Raw genomic sequence first — 10344 nt, 5'->3', positions numbered from 1 at the left:
CAGTTCGGCCAGTGTCTCAAGCATTGCCTCGAAAACACCGGTCTCGACCCAGCGTCGATATCGACGAAAGACGCTGTTCCACTTGCCGTATTCATCAGGCAGATGCCGCCATTGCGCTCCTGTGCGCGCCATCCACAGCATGCCTTCGAAATAACGCCGATTGTCCTGAGCAGGGCGGCATCCACGCCCACTTTCAGCAGGTAGAAGCGGACTGATTACTGCCCATTCCTCGTCTGTCAAACCGATCCGTTCGCCCAAAGCAGCCTCCAAATGGTAGCTTTGAATCAAAAATCGATTCCGCAGTCAACCTTTGTCCACGAGCGCTAGAGAACCTTTGAGAACCTCGTCGCCGGCAAAAAAACCGCTGAATGATTGTGCTATTGCCATAAGTTTTCCACCAGTGTCCTTCAACGTGGACGCATCTCCTCCCAATTGCTCCAGACAAAGTTCAAGTCGCTCTGCCTGGATTTTGGTTTCTTCAAGATGTGAACGTATGCGCTGGGCTAGTTCAGGATAATTCTCCAGGCGGCCAATGAGCCCGTTCAGCATGGTCTTGGCCTGTTCTTCCATAGCGTGAGCATCACGAAGCCATTGGACGAGCCAATCTCGGGTATCAGACATGGCTTTCTCCTTTTCTATGAAGGTCTAACCCTCTCAAATAAGCGTTGTTCCATCTATCGAGGGAACGAACCGCATTTCCGGATGTTAGGCGAACCACACGAAAAGGATCATTTCTATGCGGACCGTCAGCGCATTATTTTCCAACACTCTTCAGGCCAAAATTACCGTTGCAGCTTTGATAGCATCAGGGATCCGCGCGGAAGAAATTTCCATCATCTCCAATGGGGATGAGGGAAGTTTGACAGAAAACGCTACGGGCGTCGCCGCCGGTACGGGGGCCGTGGTGGGCGGAGCAGCCGGATTGCTCACGGGACTGGGTCTAATGGCTATTCCGGCGTTGGGGCCCATCGTGGCTGCGGGTTGGCTCGCGAGCACTCTGACAGGAGCGGTGAGTGGGGCTGCTATCGGCGGCATCGCAGGAAAGGTTTATCATTCTCTCATCGAAGCGGGTCTGAGCGAAACCGACGCAAACATCTATTCCGCCGGAATAGAGCAGGGCGGAACGTTTCTTGCAGTTCGAGTATCTGACGAGCAGTACATGGATGCTGAGCGAATTCTCGACAAGGCAAGAAGCTTTACAGACCACGACGTTAATTCATTACCGGGAGCGCCGACGGCATAATCATCTTGTTTCCAAGAGTGACGAAGGAAAGGGTACACAATGGCTGAGGCCCGGCGCACCTATGCAGAAGACTGGGCCTACAATCGTTTTAGCAAAGCAAATTTGGCGTTTTAGTGCTGGGCGGCACCAAGATTGGCCTGGTCGATAAAGTAAAGGCGAGCTAAAAGCGTTCACATTCCTTTCGTTCTGAAACGGGGACTTACGGGCATTCTGTATACTAATTGCGGGGCTACTGTAACTGAGCGAGGCAAACCAGATAAAACTTCTACGATTTTGGGTCGGCGGAAGCCGGAATGGTTGACGTCGTGACGGAAACGGGGTCGCTCGCAGGGAATGTATCTTTAAGCCCCTTATCCAGGGCCTCGTTCTCATCATCGCGTTTGACATGTTCGATAGCTTTGCCGAGTTCCACCTCTCCGAATTTTACGGCATGAACCATGTACGCCATGGCCCGCTCGAGAAGCGCGTTGCGCGTTTCTTCCCCATCGTCTGTAAGGAAGATCAAAATCTTCTCGTCAGCTTCGCCAACAAATTCTACGACCCGGGGAGACTCTTCCGGACGCACATTAACTGTTAAAATGTTCATTTGATCCTCATTCAGACGGTTCCACTTTAATAATAATTTCTGGAAGAATTGAAACGGTTGACGCGAAGAGCGTATTCCAGGTGACCATATTCACGACCAGAGCCGTGCTAAAACAACAACTGACCAGGCTAGAATGTTCCATTCAGTTCTCTTTGTAGGAGGCGTTTTCAAAAGAATGTCATCAATGCCACCGTACGAGTGGACTGGATAAAGCATCGCTGCCAAGAACCAGAATTTGGCCCAGCGGGCGCATCCTCATTCTAGTGCAGACGCGCGCCTCCTTTCGTAAAATGACCCGTATTCCCGTTACGTTTCAACTGGACAGCCTACCCGTGGTGTACCGATGGATTGGCCAATAATCGCGCGGGCCATTAAGTCCGGTTTTCTAATTGCAAAAGGTTGCTTTCAGGAGCGCAATCCAGACTTCGGTACATGTCGGAAATTCCATATTTAATGGTTGAGAGAGTTTAAGATTTACCTGTTTGCTGTGTTGAACGGAGACGCAGTGCGAGATCAAGACGATATCTTGGGGAACCTGAACGGCAGATCGTTATGCGACCGCGAGGTGAGGGATCCGGGACTCTAAACACAGTCCGGGCAAAAACAATGGCTCTTTCATGTGTTTAACGGGGCCCTGAAGGTATCTTTGAACCGCGCCGGGTTTGCCGGAGGCTCCAACTCGTGAGAAAGTGGAGCCGATATGAGCAAGACGACCAACAAATTTTCACCTGAAGTTCGTGACCGAGCCATCCGCATGGTTTTGGACCATGAGGCTGAGCATCCATCCCGGTGGGCGGCAGTTTCATCCATAGCCGCCAAGATTGGCTGCTCGGCACATACGCTGCATGAGTGGGTGAAGAAAGCCGATGTTGACAGCGGCAAACGAGCAGGCCTTCCAAGCGATGTCGCCGAGAAGATGAAGGCCCTTGAGCGGGAGAACCGCGAGCTTCGACAGGCCAATGAGATTTTGCGCAAGGCGTCGGCTTATTTTGCCCAGGCGGAGCTCGACCGCCCACTGAAGCGATGATTTCCTTCATCGACGAACACCGCTCAAAATTCGGGGTCGAGCCGATCTGCAGGCTGCTGCCGATTGCCCCGTCCGCTTACTATGACGCCATCGCCAAGCGCACGGACGTGGACCGCCTGTCGGTCCGCGCTCGTCGCGACGCGGCAATGAAGGTCGAGATACGCCGAGTGTTCAATGAGAATTTCCAAGTCTACGGCGTGCGGAAAGTATGGCGGCAGTTGCAGCGGGAAGGCTTCGACATAGCTCGATGCACTGTTTCTCGGCTTATGAGAATGATGGGTCTCCAGGGCATTATCCGTGGAAAGCCCGTCAAAACGACCGTGCCTGACAAGGCCGCTCTATGTCCGCTCGACCGCGTGAACCGCCAGTTCTGCGCTCCCGCGCCGAACATGTTGTGGCTTTCCGATTTCACGTATGTAGCCACTTGGCAAGGCTTCGTTTACGTCGCTTTCGTGATCGACGCGTTCGCCCGCCGCATCGTCGGCTGGCGGGCGAGCCGAACCGCTCATGCGGGTTTCGTCCTTGATGCCCTGGACCAGGCACTCCATGACCGGCGGCCAGTCCATCGCGGTGGTCTCATCCACCACTCCGACAGGGGTGTTCAATACGTATCGATCAAGTATTCCGAACGGCTGGCGGAGGCAGGCATCGAGCCTTCCGTTGGAAGCGTCGGCGACAGTTACGACAACGCTCTCGCCGAAACGATCAACGGCCTCTACAAGGCCGAGGTCATCCATCGGCGGGGACCATGGCGCAATTTCGAAGCCGTGGAGTTCGCCACACTCGAATGGGTGGATTGGTTCAACAACCGGCGTCTTCTGGAGCCCATAGGAAACATTCCGCCTGCCGAAGCCGAAGAACGTTACTATGCCATGCTGGACGCGCCAGCCATGGCCGCATAACTTAAACCAAACGGCCTCCGGCAAACCCGGCGCGGTTCACTTTTTCTCTTAAAAGTCCAACTACAGTCAGGCGTCTTTCCCGTGTTTTTGAGCTCTTTTGGTTGCTTCGCGGAGTAAAGCTTCAACGTTCACTTCGCTGCTATGTTGTTCGTCACTTTCCTCTTCGAGTGCTTTTCGTATCGCCTCGACTTCGTTCTCGGTGAGGTGTTCAATCCCGATAAGCTGGGATCTTGCGCCAGTTACGCTTCGAATAACTTCATCCAGTTTGGCTTCAACTGCGGTAGCATCACGGTTTTGCGAATTCTGGATAAGAAAAACCATCAAAAAAGTTATGATCGTTGTAGCAGTGTTCACTACCAGCTGCCACGTATCGGAAAAATCGAATAATGGACCGGAGAGCGCCCACGCGGCGATAAAACCCGTTGCACAACCGAACGCATAAGGGGTGCCGACAACCTCAGCGATTTTTTCCGAAATATTAGTAAAGAACTTTTCCATAAGAGGATCCTTCGATACCTGCGACACGATCCAAACTTTTAAATATTGCATCGGGTTCCCTCACGCGGCTGGTTTTGTCACCCGCGCGAGGTAGAAGTCTGGCTTCGGTTATCCAAATTTTTTAAACGCAAAACCACCCGAAGACATTAACGGGAAAAGGTGAGTTATCCCGGAACCATTTCCGCATGAGTACATTGAGTAATTGCGGGGACAGGAGAAGGACCGTGCGACCGTGCCCATCATTTGACGACGAGTTACTCGCGCTGTACCCAGCTTTAGTGAGCTTTTCGAGAACACTTTGTCGGCAGCCTGCTGATGCTGAAGATCTTGTTCAGGAAACCATTGCCAAGGCACTTGAAAACAAAGATAAATATGTTCCGTATGGCTCATTGAAATCCTGGCTTTTTACAATAATGAAGAATACATTCTGCACGAGGTCCAAGAAGGCACAAAGAGAGACCACGCTGCAGGAATGGGAGGCCACTGCAGTTCAGCCTCCCCAGGATAAAGCGATGGAGCTACGGGACGTTGCAAGAGGCTTTGAGAACTTGCCCCCCGATTTCCGTGCGACCGTGAAATACGTTGTGCTCGATGGCCTGCCGTATGATGAGGCCGCGAAGCGCCTGAATTGTTCTTTGGGCACAGTCAAAAGCCGCTTGCACAGGGCTCGAGCTCAGCTTGGTGCAACGGAAAGGCTGCATTGATAGTTGCGAAGGGTTGCGTCCCGAAGATTACCTCCTTTGTCGGATATGATGAATTTGTTACCCCGACACATTTGAAGAGCGGATAGGCTTAATGCCCCGTTGGTTGGGTCTGGCCTTCAGCCAAATGGGATCAAAATCAGCCGCTTGAACTAACGGTTAAAAAAGAAGCCAGCGATTCAGTAATGTTGTCGTTGTCTCCATTACAATTGTGTACGGGACCAAAGTTCCGGGAAACAGAACTTTCACGTGTAGACACGGAAGCTCATTACGAGTGCCAGCATGATTTCTGGCACAGGGAAGCCGTGTTCCCTGACTTCATCGATACGCAATCGTGGGTATTGCCGAGACTGTATTTAGCAAGACGGCGGAGTTTGCCAGTAATACTGGAGACACGACAACCTACGTCGATGGCAATGTGTTCCTTTGACGGCATCGCATCCGAAACTCTTTTGGACAGCGCATGCCAATCAGGGCGCCCTCCATCATTTTTTTTCAGAATCATGCGTGTGGTGGCTGTCTCGCTCCCCTCCGCCGCCAGAAACGCGACTTTTTGATCGGTTATCGCCGTCGGCCGGAGGCTTTTTGATCTCGAGCGGCTTTTTGGCGTTCTCATGTGATGCACCGGGTCCTCCCTGCCGAATGGTTGCAGGTGTTTTAGTTGAAGTCGACATGATGCCCTCCTATCGATCTTGCTGCAGGCCCTGGTGCGTCGTGTTTATCTTTGTGTTGGCTTGTTGACCCTGCTTGTCTGCGTTTAGCTTGGACTGTGGGCGTTCAGCTTTCTCAACTGACGGGCTTCCGTCTTCGCCGGGTCCCTTGTCACTGCGATTTGCTTTTGGTACGGGCGGTTTTTTCGCGGTCATAGCTCAAATCCTTAGTAATTCAACCTGATTACAGCATGATCATGATAAATAACGGTCTGCGTCGGTTCCGCAGGCAAGAGCGGCTCGAATTTCGCATAAACCACGTTTCCAACATGCGGCGTCTTATTTTGTTCCCGGCTTTTCTGGTCGGTCTGAATCCTGTCAGGTTTGTAACGCAAGGCGCATTGTATCACTTCAGGCTGGAATCCGCCTTGCGTAGTTCGCGCCGTTCTGTTCACACAGCAGGCAGAACAATCGGGTACGTCCGCTGATTGCTGCTGGTCAGATCCTTCCTGCATTTTATCCTCGCAGGAGGGCGCGAACGAGCTGTGTGCCTATCGACGTCTAACTGTCAGGGGAACAAATGGCCCACCTCGTGGTTGGGGTCCAGAGGCCCGATATGATGAAAACAGTTCCAGCAGATAAAAGTTCTGGCGCTCGCGCAAGAGGTGCGATCCAACGAGGCGAGACCGGCGACAAGGCTCCCGGCTTTGATCCTGCGGCAGCACCCATGGAAACTGATGCGGAGGCTGGAGGCAATTCTCAACCCGACGAGGAACGGGATTTACGACCGAAAATCGCCCGGGTACCAGTAACGGATAATAACGCGTCCAGCCACGCAACCGGCCTGCGCGAGTGGGCCTCCGAAGATAATGCACGTATTGCAAGTGGGGGCGCGCAGATGCGTGAAGGTCCAGCCTACATGGTTTGGTGGTACATCATCGCTATGGTTGTTATCGGATACTTTGTGATCTCATGGGTGTTGGAATGAACAAGCGATCAGACCGAGAAAAAGCAGAGCGGCGTAGGATTTCACCGCAAGCGCTCGGATATTTTCCGCGCTTCGCATTGGTCATACTGGCATTTCTTCTCCTTCTTTTCCTCGGTTGGAGCGTCATCGGTGGCGGTTCTGTAAACCAAAAACAAGGTATTCAGGCGCCTCCTGCTACGAGTTCCGCCGATCAACCGACGGTCAATCCGCCGGTAGAAAACGACCGACCACAGACTGGGACAGGAGGGGACCTGCCGGCGAACCCGCCAGCAGACCAGAATTAAGGACCGATCATGAACGAGAGATTAACCCAGCAGCTAGGTACGCCGAGCGGCTCCAAAAAACGAAAACCTGATCCGCTCGAGGAAACCGGCGGTGTAACGGGAGCTTTGGGCAACGAGCTGTCCAAAAGCGTCAAACAGAACATTTTTGGCCCCACAATTTACATGAAGAAAGCTTGCCCTTTCTGCTTCAAACTCAGACTCGCGCTGCTTGAAGCCAATCTACTTCCAGGCGTCGAGCTCAAAGAATTTGAAGAAGGATCAGCGGAAATGGCTGCGTTCAAAGAACAGCACTCGCGAACCAAACGCCGCGTAAGTTTTCCAATTGCGGAGGTTGAGAAGGAGCGATTTCTACAGGGGGCTGATGAATTAATTGATCATTTTCTACGCCCAAACAATATAAACCCCCACTCCCTACCTACACTCCAGGCTTATATCCACGGACCTTTCGCGCAGCTTACGAAAAGTTGACCGGTCCGCTGCTCGCTTCCCGCCGCAGCTGGATATTTTTTGATGAGTGGGAACAACCTGTGCCTTTTCCGGTTGGACCGACGTAAACACCAGCAAAAGGGAAAGTTGCTATGCAAGTCAGGGATATGATGAGCGCAGATGCACAAATCGCAAACCCGCAGGAAACCATCCAGCAGGCCGCGAGATTGATGGCAAGCATCGATGCGGGGTTTCTCCCCGTCGGTGAAAACGGACACCTTGTCGGGATGATTACTGACCGGGATATTGCCGTACGTGCGGTCGCGTTGGGCCGAGGGCCGGACACGCCCGTCCGCGACGTGATGACTAGCGATGTCAAATACTGCTTTATGGATCAGGAGATTGAAGACGTGACTGCGAATATGGGCGAAATCCAGGTCCGTCGTCTACCCGTACTCGATAGAAATAAACGCCTCGTCGGTGTGATATCGCTCGGGGATATTGCATTGGCGAGCGCTGACGGTGCGGCAGGCGAAGCATTGGCAGGTATTTCGCGCCCGGGCGGTGATCACACCCAGCTTGGATGATCCAGGCCGGCAAACATGTCCAACCTCACCGATCTATACGCGCGCGACCACCAATGCGCTGAAGTCTCGAAGCTCAATGAGGTTATTAACATGTTCGCCGCCGAAGTGAGCGTCATGAGGAACGTTCGAAAAAGGCTTTGCATCGTTACGGACGGATCAGAAATGGAACCGAAGCTGCCTGAAAAAGAGCCGAGACGGAAGGTGGCCGTAGCCAGTGTGAAGCGTTCGTAGTGACAGCGCCACGGGCTCAATTCAGCAGGAGGGAACCTGGTAATGGATATCCGAAGTGAACTTACTTTGAAAAGCGGGAACAAAATGCCTTGCATGGGACTCGGAACGTGGAAGCTGACAGAGGACACAGCGGAAACAATTTCATCCGCGTTGGAACTGGGATATCGAATGATTGATACATCGGGCGATTACGGCACCCAGTCCGGCACTGGGGAAGGTCTTCGACGTGCCGAAGTAGAGCGGGATAGTGTTTATCTGGTAACCAAGATCGAAGATACAGACGACAACGCATATGCTGCTGTGCTGAAAAATCTTGAAGAGCTGCAACTAAGCTATGCAAACCTGGTTTTGATCCACCGTCCGCCGGAAGGAAGAGTAGGAACAGAACTCTGGGAAGGACTGATCAAAGCGAAGAAAGAGGGGTTAGCGCTTGATATCGGAGTAAGTAATTATTCGGTGTCTTTAATTCAAAGTCTGATTGACGCCACAGATGAATCTCCAGTCGTCAACCAGATCGAGTGGAGTCCATTCGGGCATAGTGATCAAATGCTGGCATTCTGCAAGGAACAAGGCATCGTGATTCAGGCTTACAGCCCTCTCACGCGGACGACGCGACTCGATAATGAGGACCTTGTGCGGATCGCGAGCAAATCTGAAAAGACCGCCGCTCAAATCATCTTGCGATGGAACCTCCAGACGGGCACGGTACCCCTTCCCAAAGCGAATAAGCGCCAGCATCAACAGGAAAACATTGATGTGTTCGATTTCAGCCTGTCTGATGAAGATATGAACAGGCTCTCAAGCCTCAACCAACGCTATTCGTCTCTCGGTGATCTGCCCTATAATTGAAACATCACCTGTAAGCGTTGAGGACAGGCAGGTAGAACATTGTGCTCGACGGGACGGTGCGGCCCCGTAATCGGCAAGAATAAATCCGCAAAAATAACGACGGTTTGTAGCGCTTCTGCCGGGGCAGCTTTGCCATTCCCTTATTAAATGCTGTGCACGCTTGGTGAGCTTCCTCGTATTCTTCACCGAACGCGTTTTCTAACCCGAACGCCAGCAGTTCAACTGCCCCTAGACTGCCGTCTCTCGAATACGGCACCGAACCTTTCCGCAACGAGCGAAGCAAAATGATTACCCTGGCCATAAACTGCACCATGCTCGCGGCAAATCAGATTGTCACGAGCCTGTTGGGAACCAATGCACAGCATATCCGTCGCATGGAGTGAGCTGTTACGTTACCTTCAGCATCAAGGCTTAACATAACCGCAATTTCACCTTGCTTGGCGGAAGCCTCCCAAAGCCCTTTTTTTATTCAGTTGAAGGTTAGGATTATCGGTGTAACCGGCCTTGGTGAAGCGTTCATTGGCTTGCTTTTCAGTAAAGCTGTTGTGGCCGGTTCTTTGAGAAGGATTGACTGTGTCCCATAGATAACAATCTCGCTAGTTTTCACGATGGAGTATGACTGCCTGCGGATATCGTTTTCAACGGGCCCGTGCTGGTGGAAAATTGGGGCCTAAGAGGAGGACACTCGTTCTGAGCTCTGGAAAACGGAAGTCATGCTCAAAATTTAAGAAAAATTCGCTGCTTGAACTGGTAGCCGCGCTTCAGCACCAATATGAATATGGGTGGTCGTCAGCCACGGAAGATTTCCTTCTATCTCGTCGTTCGTGAAGCAGCTCCTTTTGCTAGCGGGTACAATTCTCACCGTTTTCCCCAAAATGACCAATGAACAAAGTCCCGGAACTTATTGCAGTCTAGCGCTCGTGGACAAAGGGTATCCATAGTTTGACTGCAGCGATTGCGACGAAACCGAGGTAGGATTCCTTGGTCTTGTCGTATCGGGTTGCGACCCGTCGCCAGTTCTTGAGCTTGTTGAAGAGGCGCTCGATCTGATTGCGCCATTTGTATTTGGCTTTGTCGTGCGGGATTGGTTGGCGTCTGTTGCTCTTTGTCGGAATGACGGCCTCGATATCGGCGCGGGCGATCTCTTCGCGAATGGCGTCAGCGTCGTACCCCTTGTCGGCGAGGAACGCCTCGATCCGGTCGGAGATCATCCGGAACAAAGGCGCGAAGCCTTGGGTGTCATGCGTTTGTCCGGGCGTCAGGACAAAGCCGAGCGGTCGGCCTTTCGCATCGCACCGGGCATGGAGCCTGGTTGTGAAACCGCCGCGCGATCGGCCAAGCGCCTCGGTCTCTTGAGTCCCCTTTTTATGCC

13 protein-coding genes, 1 pseudogene and 1 other annotated feature are annotated in these 10344 nt (G+C 52.6%); of the genes and pseudogenes, 7 read left to right on the top strand and 7 right to left on the bottom strand.

The annotated features are described in order from the left end of the window. On the bottom strand, positions 1-258 hold a 258-nt coding region (locus AAE521_RS26630), incomplete at its 3' end, for a transposase (RefSeq protein ID WP_342062947.1). 63 nt (positions 259-321) lie between these two features. Further along, positions 322-621: pseudogene (locus AAE521_RS26625) on the bottom strand (YciE/YciF ferroxidase family protein); the annotation flags it as partial. A gap of 115 nt (positions 622-736) precedes the next feature. Between AAE521_RS26625 and AAE521_RS26620 the strand changes: the two are divergent. Beyond that, a complete protein-coding gene (locus tag AAE521_RS26620) occupies positions 737-1243 on the top strand; it encodes a hypothetical protein (RefSeq protein ID WP_342062975.1) in 507 nt (168 codons plus the stop codon). 265 nt (positions 1244-1508) lie between these two features. On the opposite strand, the gene AAE521_RS26615 is transcribed toward AAE521_RS26620, so the two are convergent. Continuing rightward, a complete protein-coding gene (locus AAE521_RS26615) occupies positions 1509-1829 on the bottom strand; it encodes a hypothetical protein (protein WP_342062974.1) in 321 nt (106 codons plus the stop codon). 700 nt (positions 1830-2529) lie between these two features. Here AAE521_RS26615 and AAE521_RS26610 point away from each other — a divergent pair. Further along, positions 2530-3758 (top strand): IS3-like element ISRtr2 family transposase gene (locus tag AAE521_RS26610; RefSeq protein ID WP_342062973.1). Its coding sequence is split into 2 segments (ribosomal slippage): positions 2530-2818 and positions 2818-3758, totalling 1230 coding nucleotides; the frame shifts between segments, so codons are not numbered across the junction. Further along, positions 2811-2927: a sequence feature (AL1L pseudoknot), on the top strand. (Overlaps the previous gene by 117 nt.) A gap of 66 nt (positions 3759-3824) precedes the next feature. On the opposite strand, the gene AAE521_RS26605 is transcribed toward AAE521_RS26610, so the two are convergent. Then, positions 3825-4256: a low affinity iron permease family protein gene (locus tag AAE521_RS26605; protein WP_342062972.1), complete on the bottom strand. Its 432-nt coding sequence runs from the start codon at positions 4254-4256 to the stop codon at positions 3825-3827. Between the two features lie 224 nt (positions 4257-4480). Here AAE521_RS26605 and AAE521_RS26600 point away from each other — a divergent pair, with 224 nt between their 5' ends. Next, entirely contained in the window at positions 4481-4960 is a 480-nt protein-coding gene (locus AAE521_RS26600; protein WP_342062971.1) for an RNA polymerase sigma factor, read from the top strand. 482 nt (positions 4961-5442) lie between these two features. Here the strand turns inward: AAE521_RS26600 and AAE521_RS26595 are convergent, their stop codons facing one another. Next, entirely contained in the window at positions 5443-5631 is a 189-nt protein-coding gene (locus AAE521_RS26595; RefSeq protein WP_342062970.1) for a hypothetical protein, read from the bottom strand. A 9-nt stretch (positions 5632-5640) separates the two neighbouring features. After that, positions 5641-5823, bottom strand: a complete 183-nt coding sequence (locus tag AAE521_RS26590) for a hypothetical protein (protein WP_071633803.1) — start codon at positions 5821-5823, stop codon at positions 5641-5643. Between the two features lie 400 nt (positions 5824-6223). On the opposite strand from AAE521_RS26590, the gene AAE521_RS26585 reads away from it, so the two are divergent. From AAE521_RS26585 to AAE521_RS26570, 4 genes are all read left to right on the top strand, one after another. Then, the gene (locus AAE521_RS26585) at positions 6224-6595 is read left to right on the top strand and encodes a hypothetical protein (RefSeq protein WP_374865221.1); all 372 of its coding nucleotides are present in this window, start codon (positions 6224-6226) and stop codon (positions 6593-6595) included. 293 nt (positions 6596-6888) lie between these two features. Continuing rightward, positions 6889-7347, top strand: a complete 459-nt coding sequence (locus AAE521_RS26580) for a thioredoxin domain-containing protein (RefSeq protein WP_342062969.1) — start codon at positions 6889-6891, stop codon at positions 7345-7347. Between the two features lie 110 nt (positions 7348-7457). Beyond that, on the top strand, positions 7458-7892 hold the full coding sequence (locus AAE521_RS26575) for a CBS domain-containing protein (RefSeq protein ID WP_342062968.1): 435 nt from the start codon (positions 7458-7460) through the stop codon (positions 7890-7892). A 273-nt stretch (positions 7893-8165) separates the two neighbouring features. Beyond that, on the top strand, positions 8166-8972 hold the full coding sequence (locus tag AAE521_RS26570) for an aldo/keto reductase (protein ID WP_342062967.1): 807 nt from the start codon (positions 8166-8168) through the stop codon (positions 8970-8972). Positions 8973-9883: 911 nt separating this feature from the next. Here AAE521_RS26570 and AAE521_RS26565 read toward each other — a convergent pair. Then, positions 9884-10344: IS5 family transposase (locus AAE521_RS26565; protein WP_342061481.1), on the bottom strand; the 461-nt coding region annotated here is incomplete at its 5' end.

This window comes from Brucella cytisi, from assembly GCF_038433355.1.
Taxonomy (GTDB): Bacteria; Pseudomonadota; Alphaproteobacteria; order Rhizobiales; family Rhizobiaceae; genus Brucella; species Brucella cytisi.
The sequence above is the reverse complement of the archived record's forward strand: the minus strand, read 5'-3'. Positions and strand labels throughout refer to the sequence as shown.